We start from the raw sequence: 16630 nt of genomic DNA on the forward strand, positions 1-16630 counted from the left end.
GATTGATAATTTGTTCAACATCTTTGAAAATATCTGGATTTAAAATTTAAATCCCTAAAAAGTTAAAATTTGATTCCCTATTTTTGCCTGAAATCAGGGAAGCAGTTGTATACAATCATCGACATAGAAACGACAGGACAGAGTTATAAGGACGGCAAAATAACGGAGATCGCGCTTTACCGGCACAACGGTATTCAGGTCGTCGATTCATTCGCCAGCCTCGTCAATCCGGAGTGTCACATCCCCTACTTCATTACCGAACTAACCGGGATTGACAATAATATGGTTGCCGGTGCGCCCAAGTTTTATGAAATCGCTAAAAAGATCGTTGAACTGACTGCCGGATCAATTTTCGTCGCGCACAATGTTTCGTTCGACTACAAATTCATACAGGAGGAATTCAGACGCTTGGGATACGAGTACAAACGGAAAACCATGTGCACCGTTAAACTGAGCCGGAAATATTTGCCGGGCCATACTTCGTACTCCTTAGGAAAGATTTGCGATGATCTGAATATCGGGATCGACGGAAGGCACCGTGCTGCCGGCGATGCGTTGGCAACCGTGCAGCTTTTCGAGATGATCCTGCAAAAACACATCAATGGTTCGGGGAACGGCGAGGCCTTCCAGAAAAAACTATTTTAACAAAAAAGCCATGCTGTTGCATGGCCTTGTCTTATTTTTCTTCGTCGTTGCTTGCTTCAACTTCTGCTTCGACTTCCTCGTCAGCTTCTTCGTCAAAATTCAATAACTCGTTTGTCAAAAGAAGATTATACCACTGAATCACTTTTTTCATATCCGAAGTATACACCCGATCTTCATCGTAATCCGGCAGTACTTCAGCAAAATATGCTTTCAATGCTTTGCCGTCCAGTTTGCCAACTTCAGCGCCGTTTTCTTTTTCCGCAATCGTCTTCAGCACCTCTTTCAAGGCTACCTCGCCGGTTTGGGTAAAAATAGCGATATCTTCCAGCGAACTGATTTTAGCGGTTGAATAAGCCGGTTGACGTTTGCCGGTCAGCAACGATTCGACAATGATACTGTTTTTTGCTTCTGCAACCAGCTTAAATAGACCCGGTTGCCCTGAAATTGATAATATACCTTTCAACATAATCTGTTTTCATTTTTTTAACGGAGGCGAAGATAATAATATTCCGAAAGGATCGGAAAGATGCGATCTGAAAACTACGACTCCCCTGCCGCCTTTTTCCGGGGCTGTGATCACGCCACCGGCCCCCGCATCAGCACAATGGCCTCTTTCAGCACCCTCAACTCCAGTTCCAGTTCTTTGACCCGGCCCGCCAGCTCCTCCATGACACGCTTATCGGCCTCCGAAGTTTCAGCCACAGGTATTTCGGCCGGTTCCTTCCGGTATTCGGGCTCGCTATAGGGTAACTGCTCGGCCAACTCGCGCAAAAAATTGTACTGAAATGCTTCCGACAAGTTTACCAGCCGTTGCAGGCGCACATCGTTCCGTTTTAACAACTGCCAAACGCCTGAGTAAGTCATCCCGGTTTTGCCCGCCACTTTTTGAATACTCCAGCCACTTGCTTTATACCGGCGTTTGAGAACACCAATCCAATCTAATTGTTCCATTTTCGGCTTTTTTCAGCATAAGTTACGACTTCCAAGCTGGGATCACACAACACTCAAGTCACTTAGTTAACAAAACAGACTATATTCCACAGCATAAGACATCGATAATTCACTAGTTTCCTGTTTCACTTATTCCGCCTCCTTTTCTGCTTAGCTATCTTCCAGTTCTGCTAAGTTCAAATCCTGTTCCGCTTATCTTGTTTTTAGTTCCTGTTCATCCGCTTCCTATTACTTTCTTGTAGCATCCTGTTCCGCTTTGCTGGTATCCATTACCGCTTAACTTTCTTTTACTTACACTTAGTTTGCATTTAGTTTATCTTAGTTAGTATCCTCTTCCCCTTATTTTTCTTCCAGTTTCCCAAAATTAAATTGTCTCCTAAAGAAGATTACTTCAGTCCGGATTAAGTGTAACTGTAAGATAATGAAGAGATATTTAAGCAAAAGAAAGGGATGATGGCTGATAAATCAAGGGTAACAAGTCAATAGAAAGCGGAACTTGATGTCAAAGCCGGAAACCAGGCAACCAACAAAACAAAAAAGCGCTGCACCGAAGTTTGAGGCTTCGCGGGCAGCGCTTTCGTGCTTTATTTTTCCGGTAGGTTATTGACTAAAATTGATTTGATAACGGACGCCGGCACTGATCCAGCGACCGGGCTGGGTAACGTTGCCAAGGTCGACGTACGATTGGTCGAAAAGGTTCGACACCGTGCAGTACACCTGCGTCGAACGGTTCTTGTAGTATACTTTCAGGTCGGTCAACCAGAACGGTTTGTACGCCTGCTCGCCCACATAAGCGGTATTCTCGTACTTGCCATAACTGCCGTTACGATCCTGGAAACGGACCTTCCAACCGGCGTAAATATTCCGCCAAATGGCGTGATCGAGGCTGAACACCAGCTTGTGTTTCAGGTTATCGAGCACGTAGTTCGACAGGTAACTGCTCGAACCTTTGTCGAGCGAATTCCAGGCGTAATTCACCCCGATATGTTTGATGAAAAACGACGGCCCCGCGATGGCTCCGAAGTTCAGGTCGGTGCTCAGTTCCAGCCCGTCCGACTTAATTTCGGTGAGGTTGGCGGTTTGCCACTTTTCGGCATCGGTCAGGCGCACCCAGTCGATCATATCCTTCCCGACCCGGTGATACCAGGCCGCTTCGGCTTTCAAGGCGGGCGTGCGGTATTTCAAACCGGCTTCGTAAGTGGTTGAGCGCTCGGGCTTCAATTCCGGGTTTCCCTGGTTGGTCGGCCCCGAGTAGTACAAATCGGTAAACGTGGGCATGCGCAGCGACTTGTTAAACGAGCCAAAAGCCTTGAACTGGTCGGTAAACCGGTAGCTCAGGTCAACGCCCGGGTACACGTTCCATGCGTTGTTCAGGTCCGAGATCCAGTTGGCCATTGCGCCCAGCGAAGCGGTCAGGTTGCCCACATAAAAGGTGTGCTCGGCAAAGTATGAAATAATGGTGCGGGAATGTCCTTTGAAGAAATATTGCCCTGACTCACCAGGAACACTGATTGAATCGCCTAAATCTTCACCTAGAACGTTACTCAAAATATTCTCAGAACGGAACTCCGCTCCAAAGGCCGTTTTTCCTAATGAAGACTGAAACCAACTATTCAGGTTCAAACCAAACACATCGGTCATGTGATAATTATGCCCTGAATACCAACTTGCCGGATTATCACGAAATAGTTCGAATCGATCCTGATGCCGGCGCCAGTATGCCGCAGGTGTAAAATGAAGTTTCTTGCCAGTTTCCATTTTCACCGAAGCAAAGGTTGTCTTGGTGGCCTCGTACTGGTTGGGGTAAGCGGGCGTGTAAAAGCTGTTGGCCCCAAATCCTTTGTCGGTATAACCGGCCTGGAAATCGAGCGTACCCGGTTCGGTCTTCAGCCTTCCCTGGTAGAATATATTATAGGTATCGAAATCGGTATTATTAATATACCCGTTCGATGCCATGTTGCTGGCAGCAATGAAGCTGGTCAGCTTGCCGGTCTGCACATTGGCCGATGCATTTAAATCGCGCAGGCCGTGTTCTCCAAAGGCCACGTCCATGCGAATCGATTCAGCATTGTCGGGCTCGGTTACAATATTTATTGCACCCGAGAAGGCATTTGGACCGTACACACGGGCCGAAGGGCCATTAAGAATTTCGATACGTTTGATGCTTTTTAAACTGACCGGTACATTGAAGTTGTGGTGACCGGTTTGCGGATCGGAAATGTTGATCCCGTTGAGAAGAATTAGCGTTTGGTCGAACGACCCGCCTCTGATGGAAACATCGGCTTGCACTCCGTAAGTGCCGCGCTGCCTGATGTCTACTCCCAAGGCATACTCTAAAAGGTCCTGGATACTGGAGACGGGTGCCGCCTCAATTTGCTCACGCTCAATCACGGAAATAATCCGTGCTGCCTGCGAATACGTCACAGGTGCTCTCTGGGCACTAACCTCGATCTCATCGAGGTTGTAATCCGTACTCAATTTCGTCGAGTCGGTTTGGGCAACAGCTTCGTGCGGCAAGCTTACATACAAATACGCTACGACCAGGGCAGCAATATGTACTTGTTTATTTAAAGCTTGAAACAACGAATAGCTATGTCCATTCCAACGTCTGAAAAAAAGAACTTCAGCCCGATTGTGCTTATTAAATAACTTGTTCATTGATTAATTTTTCTTTACAGAAAGCCCCAAAAGTAAATAAATTAGACGTTCACTGTAGCCATTCTGTCCCAATTCGATAGGATAATTCCCATAATTAACCTAACTTGAATGGAATCAATAGTTGTTTAATAACAGAGAAATCTGATTCAACAAAAACAAAGAAACAACGTAAGTTCTTAAATGATAGATAAGACCATACACCCTATCAATATTTTTTATCGTGAATAAATAAAATCGAACAATAAAAGACTGCAAAATCTTTTATTGTGAGTGAAGGTTATTTATATTTGTTCTAAACAATAACGTTAAATCACGCTGCCATGACACAACTTCAATTTAACAACGCATTGCTTGGACTTCAAGACAAACTCTTGTACTACGCTCTAAGCTTAACATCGGATCAGGAGAAAGCGCAAGATTTATTGCAGGAAACTTTCCTGAAAGCACTGACCTATCGTGACAAATTCACGCAAAATACAAATTTCAAGGCATGGATTTACACGATCATGAAGAACACCTTCATTAATAACTACAGAAGAAACGTTAAAGCAAAAAATACATTTGACGGATCGAATAATGATTTTCACCTGAAATTCTCGAAGGACAAAATCTACCCATCTCCGGATTCATTTTTCAGTTCTAAAGAAATTTTGAAAAACATTAATGCTCTGGAGAATGAATACAAAGTTCCGTTTACCATGTTTCTTGATGGATACAAATACAAAGAAATTGCTGAATATTTGAACTTACCGCTCGGTACAGTGAAAAGCCGCATTTTCTTTACCCGTAAGAAACTTGAAAAATCTCTGAAAGATTACGCAAATTAGTTTTAGACATAGTAACATTTTCAATTCTTAAAATGGCCCGGATTTCGGGCCATTTTTTGTTTTCAGCCGGTTGGTGATTATCTTTAATTTTAAAAACGAAATGCTATGAAAAATATCGCTGTGCATTTGGCAACCGGATTTGAAGAAACCGAAGCAATTACAATCATCGACGTACTGAGAAGAGCTGGATTAAACGTTCAGACGGTATCAATAACAGGCAATCGGTTAGTAAACGGGGCACATAAAGTTCCGGTGGCAGCTGATCTCTTGTTTGAAGAATTAAACTACGATGAAATCGATATGATCATATTGCCGGGAGGAATGCCGGGCGCTAAAAACCTGGATGCACATAAAGGGCTAAAAGAGAAAATTCTAACGTTCCATGAACAGCAAAAACCACTTGGAGCCATTTGCGCTGCCCCGCTTGTTTTTGGGCATCTGAATATCCTCGAAAACAAAGTAGCTGTGTGTTATCCCGGATTTGAAAGTGAACTAAAGGGTGCAAAGATCGAAACTACGCCAACCGCTGTCGATGGTCATATAATTACAGGTCGTGGTGTAGGGGCCGCATTACATTTTGCACTTAAAATTTCGGAACTCCTGATTGGAAAAGAAAAAGCAGATCATTTGGCAAAGGCTATGCTAGTCGAAGATTGGGACTAGCTGTCTTCAAGCGCCAAAGGGACAGTAAAACAGAAGGTACTTCCTTTGCCGGCTTGACTTTCGGCCCAAATTTTACCTTTATTGAGCTGAATAAACTCTTTGCAGAGAATCAGGCCCAGTCCCGAACCATCTTCATTATTGGTTCCTTTCTTCTTGATTTTTGAATCAATCGCGAAAAGCTGTTCCAATTCACTTTCGGTCATACCTATACCCGTATCTTTTACGCAAACCGAGATATCACGCTCATAGCGTTTAAAACTGATTGAAACCGATCCCCCATCCGGTGTGAATTTTACAGCATTGCTCACCAAATTTCGAAGAACGGTTTCAACCATCATTGGTGTAGCATAAACATGAATATTTCCGGGAACCTCATAATTCAGGCTTATATTCTTTTGATCAGAAACAGGCTTCAGCAAATTACAAATCTTCTCCTGGAGCGATGATAGTTCAAAGATCATCGGCTCATATTTCAACCTCCCGGTCTGCGACCGGCTCCAGTCAAGCAAATTCTGCAATAACCGAAAAATGTTATTTGTGGAGTTATAGATATCCCGGGCATATTTCTTTTTATCCTTGTCGCTAAACCGGTCGTATTCGTGATGCAACAAAAAAGAATATCCCAACACGGTATGTAGCGGGTTTTTAAGGTCGTGCGCAATAATGGAAAAAAATCGGTTTTTAGACGCGTTCAGCTGTTCCAGTTCATTGCGCTGTGCCTCAATCTGAATATTCTTCTCTACCAATATTCTATTAATTCGCTTTCGGTTATAGTTCCCAAAAGATACATACGTAATAATAATCAGCAAGATAAGGATTGCAAAAACCCCCAAATTCCGAAAAGCCTTATCCTTTTCCAATTGTATCATCGCCAATTCCTTTTCGGCATTCAGGCGCGAAATTAAAGCCTCACTCTTTGTAAACTCATACTTCTTTTCGATAGCTGTTGCCTGCCACAAACGCTCTTCTTGCCGCATGCTATCCAGATACAATTTGTAGGTCTTATAAGCACTGAAAGCTTGTTCTATCTTTCCTTCGCGTTCATAAACGGTGGCAATATCCTCGTAGTAAAGCTGGGTAATGTAATAGCCGTAATTATTGGCAAGAGCCGTTTTTAAGCCTTCGTTAAAAATCTGCAAGGCCTTTTTCAAATTACCGAGTTCGCTGTAAACACACCCCAAGCCCTCCATTACAAAAACTTTATTACGAAGATCGTTGTGTTTTGAATAAATGTCGTATGCTTTTTGGTAATACGATAGCCCAACCTCAAGGCTGTCCCCTTCATCGGTGTATATATTTCCCAAATTATTGATTACGGCTGCCAACCGCTGCTCATTTCCAACTTCAGTAAAATACTTCTGCGCTTTACGGTAGTAAAACTTGGCCGAATCCAAACGTCCTGCATTATAATTCCCTGTTCCCAATCCGTTGTAACTATTCCCCAAGCGTTCGATATCACCAGTAGTCTCCGCTATTTGTGAGGCTTTACGATAATATTGCACAGCGGAGTTATAATCGCCTAAACGATTATAAACCATCCCCATATTAATATAGATCCGTGTTAAATCTCTCAGGTTAGCGCTTTCTTCAAAATTCTTAACAGCCTCAATCTGGCTAGCCAGCGCCTTTTCAAATTCTCCAAGGTAATAATAGGATAGACCAATCGAGTTGTAAATTTCACCTATCAGCTGAGTGCTATCCAATTCCTGGTACAGATTAATTGTTTGTTCATACAATGGAATGGCATGAAGGTAGTCGTCAATATTAAAAAAGTAATCAGCCTCGGATAAATAAGCTTTAGCTAATAATGCCGGTTTTTCCAGTTGTTTTGAGATTGAGATACTTTCCCGTAGATAAGCCAGTGATTTCGCTGTATCATTACTTCCATCAAGCTGTGAAAGTTGCAGTAGGGCGCCAACCTTTTCCTCCCCCTCAAGCTCAGGAAGAAGATTTTGTAAACTATCTGTTTGACTAACAGCAAACAGATCAATTTGCAAAAATACCATAAGAAGCAACAGTAGTTTTTCCATATAGTTAAAGGCCTATTACAAAGATGTCAATAATTTTCAATTATCAATAATCGAATCGATGTTATTCAGCGCATTACAAGAGAAAAATCTCAACAAAATACCTCAAACCCGAGCAAAAAAAAACCCTCTTCTGAGGGTTTTTAGAATTATGCTTTTTTGTTTTCGACAATCCAATCTCGGGCATTTACAAATGCTTCAATCCAAGGCGCGACTTCATCCTTTTTGCGGTTTGCCGGATAATACGGCCATAACCATGGGCGGAAAGCACGTTCCAGGTGAGGCATCATTGCCAAATGGCGTCCATCTTTTGAACAAATTGCAGCTGCATCAAAGTCGGAGCCGTTCGGGTTACCGGGGTAGAACTTATTGCTGTATTTGAATGGAATATTGTATTCATTTTCGGCATAAGGGAAACTGAACTTTCCTTCACCGTGAGCAACCCAAACGCCCAGTTTCATACCCGCCATTGATTTCAACATCACCGAGTTGTTTTCAGCAATTTCAACCCCCAGGAAGGCTGACTCAAACTTATGGGATTCATTGTGCAACATCTTCGGCATTTTCTCATGCTCCGGATAAATCAAGCCCAACTCAACAGCCAGCTGACATCCGTTACAAACACCCAGACTCAGGGTATCTTCGCGTTGATAGAAGTTCTCCAAAGCAATACGGGCTTTGTCGTTATACTTGAAAGCTCCGGCCCATCCTTTGGCCGATCCCAAAACATCAGAGTTCGAGAATCCACCAACAAACACAATCAGGTTCACATCTTCCAGTGTTTCGCGTCCTGCGATCAAGTCAGTCATGTGAACGTCTTTCACATCGAAACCAGCCAGGTACAACATATAAGCCATCTCACGGTCGCCGTTCACACCTTTCTCACGGATAATCGCAGCTTTCACACCACTTGCACTGCGGCGTTTCAGGTCTATACCATAATCTGCAGCTTTACCTGTAAAGTCTTTGAAATCGTAAACCAGCTCGTTTTTCTTATAGTTTTGGAAACGTTCCAATGCCAGTTTCTCGCCACTCTGTTTGCGATCCATCAAATATGATGTTTTGAACCACAATTCGCGCAACGAGTCAATATCTAAGTTGAAGCTTTCGCTACCGTTTGTTAGGGTAAATTCGCGACCTACAGCAGGAGTACCAATTTTTACAAAGCGAACACCGGCAGCAGACAATTTGCCTTCCAATACAGCAGCATCAGCAGCCTGAATGACAATCGCCGGGTTTTCGTTAAAGAATGCTTTTACGCTATCGGCTTCACCCAATCCTGAAAGATCAAGTTTCAATCCACTTTCATTATCACTAAAACACAGCTCCAGCAAAGTTGTAATCAAACCACCTGAAGCCACATCGTGGCCGGCTACGATCAACTCCTCTTCAATTAAATCCTGAATGGCATTAAATACTGTTACAAAGTATTCGGTATCGGCAACTGTCGGTGCTTCTTGTCCAACTTTGTTGATAATCTGACCGAAAGCACTTCCGCCCAAAGACAATGCTGTTGATGAAAAATCAATATAATATAAGGGTTTGCTGGCATCGTTCACCAATACCGGCTCAACCACTTTTTTCACGTCGGTTACTTCACCCGAAGCTGAAATGATTACTGTACCCGGAGAGTAGACCACATCATCCTTGTACTTTTGTGTCATCGACATCGAGTCTTTACCGGTGGGGATATTCACACCCAAGGCACAGGCAAAGTCGCTAGCTGCTTTCACCGCCTTGTAAATACGGGCATTTTCGCCATCGTTTTTAGCGGGCCACATCCAGTTTGCACTTAAAGAGATGCTACGGATCTTGTCCGGCATGGGTGCCCAGATGATGTTGGTCAATGATTCAGCAATTGAAAGTACCGAGCCTTTTTCGGCATCAACCATGGCAGCTACCGGTGCATGACCGATTGAAGTTGCCAAACCAGCTTTCCCTTGATAATCCAAGGTGATGACACCCAGGTTATTCAGCGGCAAATGTAGTTTTCCGGCACCTTGCTGTTTCGCAATGCGGCCGGTTACCGAGCGGTCAACTTTGTTGGTCAACCAATCTTTACAAGCTACACCTTCCAGTTGCAGTACATCTTCCAGGTAGCTCTCTATTTTGGATGACTCGTAAGCCAGTTCTTCAAATTTCTCAGTCGAAGTAGTGTCGGTCAAAACCGTCTTTGGCGGGTTACCAAACATGTACGACAATTGCCAGTCGATTGGTGTTTCGCCGGTTTTCGAATTCTTAAAGGTGAACTGCATATCGCCGGTTGCCTCACCAATCACATACATTGGTGAACGTTCGCGTTCGGAGATTGTCTTCAGCAAATCCACATCTTTTTCGTGCATCACCAAGCCCATACGCTCCTGCGACTCATTACCAATCAACTCCTTTTGAGAAAGGGTTGGGTCGCCGCAAGGCAATTTATCGGTATCAATCAAACCACCGGTTTCCTCAACCAATTCCGACAAACAGTTTAAGTGGCCACCAGCACCGTGGTCGTGGATGGATACAATCGGGTTTATATCCGATTCAGACAACGCACGAATCGCATTGTAGGCGCGCTTCTGCATTTCAGGGTTGGCACGTTGCACCGCATTTAACTCAATCGCGTTTTTGAACTCGCCTGTCGCAACAGACGATACAGCGCCACCTCCCATACCAATCCGGTAGTTATCGCCACCAAGCAAAACAACCTTATCGCCTTTCTTCGGAGATTCTTTCAAGCTGTCCTGCATACGACCAAATCCGATACCACCGGCCAACATGATCACTTTATCGAAACCATATTTTTTGTGATTCTCGAAATGTTCGAAGGTCAATACCGAACCACAAATCAACGGTTGTCCGAATTTATTACCAAAATCGCTGGCACCGTTCGATGCTTTGATCAGAATTTCTTCCGGTGTCTGGTATAACCATGGACGCTCTTCGGTCGCTTGTTCCCAATTGCGCGAGCTTTCAGTACGTGGGTACGACGCCATATAAACAGCAGTTCCGGCAATTGGCAAACTACCTTTACCACCGGCAATCCGGTCACGAATTTCACCGCCTGTACCGGTTGCTGCACCGTTAAACGGCTCAACCGTAGTCGGGAAGTTGTGTGTTTCCGCCTTCAGCGAAAGTACCGTATCAATATCTTTTACCTCGAAAAAGTCGGGTTTATCTTGTGTTTGTGGGGCAAATTGCTCGACAGTCGGTCCGGCAACAAACGAGCAGTTATCTTTATAAGCCGAAACAATTTTATTGGGGTTGGTTTCCGATGTCTTTTTAATCATCTTGAAAAGCGAACTTTCCATCTCCACCCCGTCAATAATGAAAATTCCGTTGAAAATTTTGTGGCGGCAGTGTTCCGAGTTTACTTGTGAAAAACCAAATACTTCGCTGTCGGTCAACTTGCGGCCTAGTTTCACGGCCACGTCATCCAAATAAGTGATTTCATCTTCACTCAACGCCAAACCTTCCTGCTCGTTGTAGGCAGCAATGTCTTCGATTCCGATAATAGGATCGGGTTGTTTTTTGATGGTGAAAATATCTTGTTTCAAACCATCGTACATGCGTTGCAGCATAGGGTCGTAACCAGCTGAAGCATTCGGAACGGCCAAAAATTCTTCGATACGAATTATGCCGGAAAGACCCATATTCTGGGTAATTTCGACTGCATTGGTACTCCAGGGCGTAATCATTTCTTTGCGCGGGCCTACAAAAAAGCCTTCGAGTGATTCACCTTCAACAAAAGTTGCTTCGCCAAACAACCAGACCAGTTTTTCGACATCCGTGTCAGCAATCGCATTTGTTGATTGAACAGCAATAATGCTGTTTTGAGGAGTTTTAAAAAATGAAATCATGTTAAATCTCTGTTTAAGATAAAGTTGACATGCCCGGGTTGTTAGACCCATTTTATAATTAGCTTGTCCCGGGTTGAAATCGCACCAAATCGGGTTTGGTAGAAGTTCGCCCAAGCCAGGCTGTCTGAAAGACGCTGCAAAGATAAAAATTCCTTAAGAAGATTCAGCCTGAAGACCTTAAAAGAGCCCTTTTGTGAATAATTCCGGCCGGGTTGTTAATAATCGAACTTGCAGCTATTTTCTTTTGACCCTACTCACAAGGCCCCGAACGTTACTATTAGCAACCAGGGTCATTCAGGCGATCTCTGTTGGTTCGCAGGTCACGCTGGAAAACCGATCTGTATGTTTTTCTTACTTTTGTCACAAAATTCTACAGAAATGACTTACAATTTCGAGAAATACCAACTGTTTATTGCGACAGTTAATAAGTTAGCCGACCAACTTTCGAGCCTGCACAAAGGCCACATGCAATGCCGCAAAGGATGCGACCTGTGTTGCATGAACTACCGGATCTTCCCTGTTGAATATTTTGCTATTCAACAGGCATTGCAGCAAAAACCGGTTGAAACGCAGGAGTCAAAAGAAGGTAGCTGCATTTTCCTGAAAGACCACGCTTGCCAGGTTTATGAACATCGGCCCGTGATTTGCCGCACGCATGGTTTACCGCTGCTGTTTATGAACGACGATCAATGGGAGCTGTCGGCCTGCGAATTGAATTTCACCGAATTTGACGATGAGGAATTTTCTGCCGAAAACACCTTCCCCCAGGATCAGTTCAACAGCCGGTTGTTCATGATCAACAAAGAATTTATTGCAGTCAATAAGCTCGATTATTCGGAATTCGATTTACTGGACATGAAAGACTTGCACTCGCGTTAAATCGACTGAAGAAATACTAAAAAATGTTTAAATCTTTCTGTTTGACTTTGAATTCCTTAGCAAGCATGATAACTTGCCCAATCAAACCAAGATTTACTATGAGAAAGCTATTGTTAATACTCTTGATTCTTACCGGAACAAGTTTCCTTTTAAAGGCACAAAACACGACAAAAATGAACGAAAACAATAACAAGCTGGCGGTGATCTGGTCGAGCGGCGACCCGGAAGTGGCTAAAAAGGTTTGCTTCATGTATACCCTGAATGCCAAAAAGCAAGGTTGGTTCGAGGATGTTGTACTCATTGTTTGGGGCCCATCTGCTAAACTTTTATCCGAAGATGAAGACCTTCAGGCCGATGTTCAGAAAATGATGGACGCCGGTGTGGTTGTTGAAGCCTGTATTTCCTGCGCCAAGCTTTATGGTGTCGATCAGGATTTGGAAGACCTGAATATTGATGTTCGACCAATGGGAGTCCCGTTAACCAACTACTTAAAAGAAGGATGGCATACGCTCAATTTTTAATAGCATATGGGTTTAAACAATGGTTAAATCCCCGGACATTCGATTCAAAATATAGGAGGTTTAGCCTGCTTTTCTTACTTTTGTGGCGATATTTTTGAAATCAATAATTTTCTATCCACAAATCAAATAAATCATGAGAAAAAAAGTTGTTGCCGGTAACTGGAAATGCAACACCACCGTTCAGGAAGGTGTTGAATTAGCTAAAGCTGTAAACGAACTGGTTGCCAAAGCAGACGCAAAAGACGTTGTAGTTGTTCTTGGAACTCCTTTTACACATATTACCAAAGTTGTTGAGTCTGTTGATGCTGCTCTTGTTGGCGTTGCTGCTCAAAACTGTGCTGCTGAAGCTTCAGGTGCTTACACCGGCGAAGTTTCTGCCTCAATGGTTAAATCAACCGGAGCCGGATACGTTATTTTAGGTCACTCTGAAAGACGCGAATACTACGGTGAAACAAGTGAAATTCTGAATAAAAAAGTTGCCTTGACTTTAGCAAACGGATTGACTCCGATCTATTGTTGCGGTGAAGCTTTGGATATTCGCGAAGCGGGTACTCAAAAAGCATATGTGATCAACCAATTGGAAGAAACAATCTTCAACCTGAGCGCTGACGACTTCAAGAAAGTGATCATCGCTTACGAACCAATCTGGGCGATCGGTACAGGAAAAACTGCTTCAACTGAGCAAGCTCAGGAAATGCACAAAGACATCCGCGAAGCTATCGCTGCAAAATACAGCGCTGAAGTTGCTGACGAAATTTCAATCCTTTACGGTGGTAGCTGTAAAGCAAGCAACGCACCTGAATTGTTCGCAAGCCCTGATGTTGACGGTGGTTTGATTGGTGGTGCTTCACTGAAAGCTGAAGACTTCATCGGTATTATCACTGCATACTAGTCGATTAATCTCGAAACACCATATAAGTCCCGGTTGGAAATTCCAATCGGGATTTTTTTTGCCTCTTCCCCATCCGGCCATCCGGCCCTTCCCGCTTCGATACCCCACTGCTGTCAAAATATTCATTCCCGGGACCAGCTTCGATCCCAAATATCAGTAGGGCTGTCAACGCGTTTCTTTTTCTGTTTCGGGGTTATGTTTGAAAAAAGTTTCCCAATGCTTTTTATAAAAAGGCAAACATGTTCTAAATTGAAGAGTAAAAACAAATAGTCAGTCTACTAAAATTTGTACGCATGGAAAACAATACCACTGGAAATGCCGGAATCGTGTTGGTATCGGAGGTTTACCCGGATAATATTGTCGTCCTTCCTCTTGAGAACCGCCCTGTTTTCCCCGGTTTGGCACTGCCTCTCAACTTTGTCAACCGCGACATTGTAAAATCAATTCTTTATTCCATCGACAAAAACAATGGGTTCATCGGTGTATCATTTATTGAAGAGACCAATCCCAATGATTTCTTTCAATCGAAGAAATACAAAACCGGGACACTGCTGAAAATCTTAAAAATCATCAATAAAGCCAGCGACAACATTCAGTTTTTCGCACAGGCTGTAACGCGTTTCCACTATAAAAAGGAAATTGCCCGCCATGGTTTTATGCACTGGCAGGTTGAATATGACTACGAAGATAAGCACGCGATTTCGAATGAACTGAAGGCTTACACGCTAGCCATTATCAACTCGGTTAAGCAACTGATTAAGCTGAACCCGATGTTCCAGGAACAAATGAAACTGGCCTTGTCTCAGGTAGGCATGGAAAAACCGGGCCTGCTGATGGATTTAGTCGCTTCGTTCCTGACTGCCGATGGCGACAAACTTCAGCCCCTGCTCGAAGCGATTGACTTGTTCGAACGAAGCGACCTTCTGCTAAAATTATTGAAAGAGGAAATCGAGCTCAATGAGCTGCAACTGGATATTGAAAAACAAATCGAAGAAAAAATCTCGAAACAGCAGCGGGAATTCTTCCTGCGTGAACAGCTAAAGATTATTAAACAAGAACTGGGACTGGAGAAAGATGACAAAACCAGCGAAATTGAGGCGGTTGAAAAGAAAATTCAGAAGTTGGTCTTGAGTGATGAAGTAGCCAAAACTATCGAAGAAGAACTCAACAAACTGCTGACTTTGGAAAGTGGCTCGGCCGAATACCAGGTTTCACGCACTTACCTCAACTGGTTAACGGATTTACCGTGGGGCGTATTTTCTGAAGATAACTATGACCTGCCTAAAGCCCGAAAAATACTCGACGAACAACACTATGGCCTCAACGATGTGAAGCAACGCATTCTCGAGTTTGTAAGCACCATCGTGAAACGCCGCAAAGTATCCGGTTCGATCATTTGCCTGGTTGGCCCTCCCGGAGTTGGGAAAACCTCCATCGGTAAATCGATTGCTGATGCGCTGGGACGCGAATTTTACCGTTTCTCGGTTGGTGGCATGCGCGATGAAGCGGAGATTAAAGGTCACCGCCGGACTTACATTGGTGCCATGCCCGGTAAACTCATTCAAAGCCTGAAGCGAACCGGTGTTTCCAACCCGGTGATCATGCTCGACGAGATTGATAAAATCGGTGCCAGCTACCAGGGCGATCCAGCCTCGGCTTTGCTCGAAGTGCTCGACCCGGAACAAAACCGGGATTTTCTGGATCATTACATTGATGTTCGTTACGACCTCTCCAACATTCTGTTTGTGACAACAGCCAACCAGCTCGACACCATCCCCCGCCCCTTGCTCGACCGTATGGAAATTATCAAGCTATCCGGTTACATCCTGGAAGAAAAGGTTGAAATAGCCAAACGCTTCCTTATTCCCAAACAACGCAAAGAGCACGGGTTGAAAGCCAACGAGGTAAACATCACAGACACAGCTCTGGTGCAGATTGCCGACAGCTATGCCCGGGAAGCGGGTGTCCGTGGCATGGAAAACCAGATCAAAAAAATTATGCGCAAGGCCACGCTTTTGCTAACAGAGAATGGAGATGCGAAAATCAATGTCAGTAAAAACAATCTGGCTGAATTCCTGGGCCAACCGGTATTCACCACCGAAGAGCTATACAAAAAGTCCTTTCCCGGCGTCACCCTCGGGTTGGCCTGGACGGCCATGGGTGGTGCAACACTTTACATCGAAGCCCAAGGCGTAAAAGGCCGCGGCCCCGGTCTGAAACAAACCGGTCAGCTGGGTAGCGTCATGCAGGAGTCGACCGAGATCGCATACTCGTACGTCCAAAGCCTGCTTGAAGACGATAAAAAGGAGTTTTTCAAAAATCACCTGGTTCACCTGCATGTGCCGGCCGGTGCAACACCGAAGGACGGGCCGTCGGCAGGAATCACGATGGCTTTGGCCATGTACTCGCTGGCCATCAACAAGCCGGTAAAAAGGGGATTGGCCATGACCGGGGAATTAACGTTGACCGGGAAAGTATTACCGATTGGCGGCGTTCGTGAGAAAACCATTGCCGCCCGCCGGGTAAAAATTTTTGAACTGATCTTTCCGGCCGAAAACAAAAAAGACTTTGACGAACTGCCCGATTACCTGAAAGAAGGCATCACTGCGCATTTCATCGACTATTTTGACGAAGTACTCAAGATCGCTTTCGACAACAAATAGCCTTTATCGCTTAAAATTTTTTGTCTTCGAAGAACAACGATAGCCCGAATCGATTAAATTCG

12 protein-coding genes are annotated in these 16630 nt (G+C 44.2%); 7 read left to right on the plus strand and 5 right to left on the minus strand.

What is annotated here, in order from left to right; all coding sequences use genetic code 11:
- The first annotated feature begins 69 nt into the window (after nt 1-69).
- Nucleotides 70-645: a 3'-5' exonuclease gene (locus GJV22_RS11370; RefSeq protein ID WP_238480317.1), complete on the plus strand. Its 576-nt coding sequence runs from the start codon at nt 70-72 to the stop codon at nt 643-645.
- Between the two features lie 31 nt (nt 646-676).
- Here the strand turns inward: GJV22_RS11370 and GJV22_RS11375 are convergent, their stop codons facing one another.
- From GJV22_RS11375 to GJV22_RS11385, 3 genes are all read right to left on the minus strand, one after another.
- Complete coding sequence (locus GJV22_RS11375) at nt 677-1111, minus strand: DUF5606 family protein (RefSeq protein WP_163713190.1); 435 nt, start codon at nt 1109-1111, stop codon at nt 677-679.
- Nucleotides 1112-1221: 110 nt separating this feature from the next.
- Entirely contained in the window at nt 1222-1596 is a 375-nt protein-coding gene (locus GJV22_RS11380) for a hypothetical protein (protein WP_163713192.1), read from the minus strand.
- 600 nt (nt 1597-2196) lie between these two features.
- Nucleotides 2197-4254, minus strand: coding sequence for a TonB-dependent receptor (locus GJV22_RS11385; protein WP_163713195.1), 2058 nt, complete (start codon nt 4252-4254; stop codon nt 2197-2199).
- A gap of 320 nt (nt 4255-4574) precedes the next feature.
- On the opposite strand from GJV22_RS11385, the gene GJV22_RS11390 reads away from it, so the two are divergent.
- Nucleotides 4575-5081 (plus strand): RNA polymerase sigma factor, encoded by a 507-nt coding sequence (locus GJV22_RS11390; protein ID WP_163713198.1) that lies wholly within the window; start codon nt 4575-4577, stop codon nt 5079-5081.
- Nucleotides 5082-5186: 105 nt separating this feature from the next.
- Nucleotides 5187-5744, plus strand: coding sequence for a DJ-1 family glyoxalase III (locus tag GJV22_RS11395; protein WP_163713201.1), 558 nt, complete (start codon nt 5187-5189; stop codon nt 5742-5744).
- On the opposite strand, the gene GJV22_RS11400 is transcribed toward GJV22_RS11395, so the two are convergent.
- Together GJV22_RS11400 and purL are read right to left on the minus strand one after the other, a co-directional pair.
- The gene (locus GJV22_RS11400; RefSeq protein WP_163713204.1) at nt 5741-7774 is read right to left on the minus strand and encodes an ATP-binding protein; all 2034 of its coding nucleotides are present in this window, start codon (nt 7772-7774) and stop codon (nt 5741-5743) included. The two genes, GJV22_RS11395 and GJV22_RS11400, sit on opposite strands and share 4 nt — an antisense overlap.
- A 146-nt stretch (nt 7775-7920) precedes the next feature.
- The gene (gene purL, locus GJV22_RS11405; protein WP_163713207.1) at nt 7921-11613 is read right to left on the minus strand and encodes a phosphoribosylformylglycinamidine synthase; all 3693 of its coding nucleotides are present in this window, start codon (nt 11611-11613) and stop codon (nt 7921-7923) included.
- A 378-nt stretch (nt 11614-11991) separates the two neighbouring features.
- Here purL and GJV22_RS11410 point away from each other — a divergent pair, with 378 nt between their 5' ends.
- From GJV22_RS11410 to lon, 4 genes are all read left to right on the plus strand, one after another.
- Nucleotides 11992-12492 carry a YkgJ family cysteine cluster protein gene (locus tag GJV22_RS11410; RefSeq protein WP_163713210.1) on the plus strand — a complete coding sequence of 167 codons (501 nt, stop codon included), beginning with the start codon at nt 11992-11994 and terminating at the stop codon, nt 12490-12492.
- Between the two features lie 98 nt (nt 12493-12590).
- On the plus strand, nt 12591-13013 hold the full coding sequence (locus GJV22_RS11415) for a DsrE family protein (RefSeq protein ID WP_238480318.1): 423 nt from the start codon (nt 12591-12593) through the stop codon (nt 13011-13013).
- Between the two features lie 133 nt (nt 13014-13146).
- Nucleotides 13147-13905: a triose-phosphate isomerase gene (gene tpiA, locus GJV22_RS11420; protein WP_163713213.1), complete on the plus strand. Its 759-nt coding sequence runs from the start codon at nt 13147-13149 to the stop codon at nt 13903-13905.
- A 293-nt stretch (nt 13906-14198) separates the two neighbouring features.
- The gene (gene lon, locus GJV22_RS11425) at nt 14199-16568 is read left to right on the plus strand and encodes an endopeptidase La (protein ID WP_163713215.1); all 2370 of its coding nucleotides are present in this window, start codon (nt 14199-14201) and stop codon (nt 16566-16568) included.
- The last annotated feature ends 62 nt before the right edge of the window (nt 16569-16630 follow it).

Source organism: Mangrovibacterium lignilyticum, assembly GCF_010882175.1.
Taxonomy (GTDB): Bacteria; Bacteroidota; Bacteroidia; order Bacteroidales; family Prolixibacteraceae; genus Mangrovibacterium; species Mangrovibacterium lignilyticum.

Bases quoted from the DNA above. Each gene is read 5' to 3' on its own strand.
- GJV22_RS11375 (WP_163713190.1), bottom strand. From the start codon at position 1,111: ATGTTGAAAGGTATATTATCAATTTCAGGGCAACCGGGTCTATTTAAG.
- GJV22_RS11380 (WP_163713192.1), bottom strand. From the start codon at position 1,596: ATGGAACAATTAGATTGGATTGGTGTTCTCAAACGCCGGTATAAAGCA.
- GJV22_RS11385 (WP_163713195.1), bottom strand. From the start codon at position 4,254: ATGAACAAGTTATTTAATAAGCACAATCGGGCTGAAGTTCTTTTTTTC.
- GJV22_RS11390 (WP_163713198.1), top strand. From the start codon at position 4,575: ATGACACAACTTCAATTTAACAACGCATTGCTTGGACTTCAAGACAAA.
- GJV22_RS11395 (WP_163713201.1), top strand. From the start codon at position 5,187: ATGAAAAATATCGCTGTGCATTTGGCAACCGGATTTGAAGAAACCGAA.
- GJV22_RS11400 (WP_163713204.1), bottom strand. From the start codon at position 7,774: ATGGAAAAACTACTGTTGCTTCTTATGGTATTTTTGCAAATTGATCTG.
- purL (WP_163713207.1), bottom strand. From the start codon at position 11,613: ATGATTTCATTTTTTAAAACTCCTCAAAACAGCATTATTGCTGTTCAA.
- GJV22_RS11410 (WP_163713210.1), top strand. From the start codon at position 11,992: ATGACTTACAATTTCGAGAAATACCAACTGTTTATTGCGACAGTTAAT.
- GJV22_RS11415 (WP_238480318.1), top strand. From the start codon at position 12,591: ATGAGAAAGCTATTGTTAATACTCTTGATTCTTACCGGAACAAGTTTC.
- tpiA (WP_163713213.1), top strand. From the start codon at position 13,147: ATGAGAAAAAAAGTTGTTGCCGGTAACTGGAAATGCAACACCACCGTT.
- lon (WP_163713215.1), top strand. From the start codon at position 14,199: ATGGAAAACAATACCACTGGAAATGCCGGAATCGTGTTGGTATCGGAG.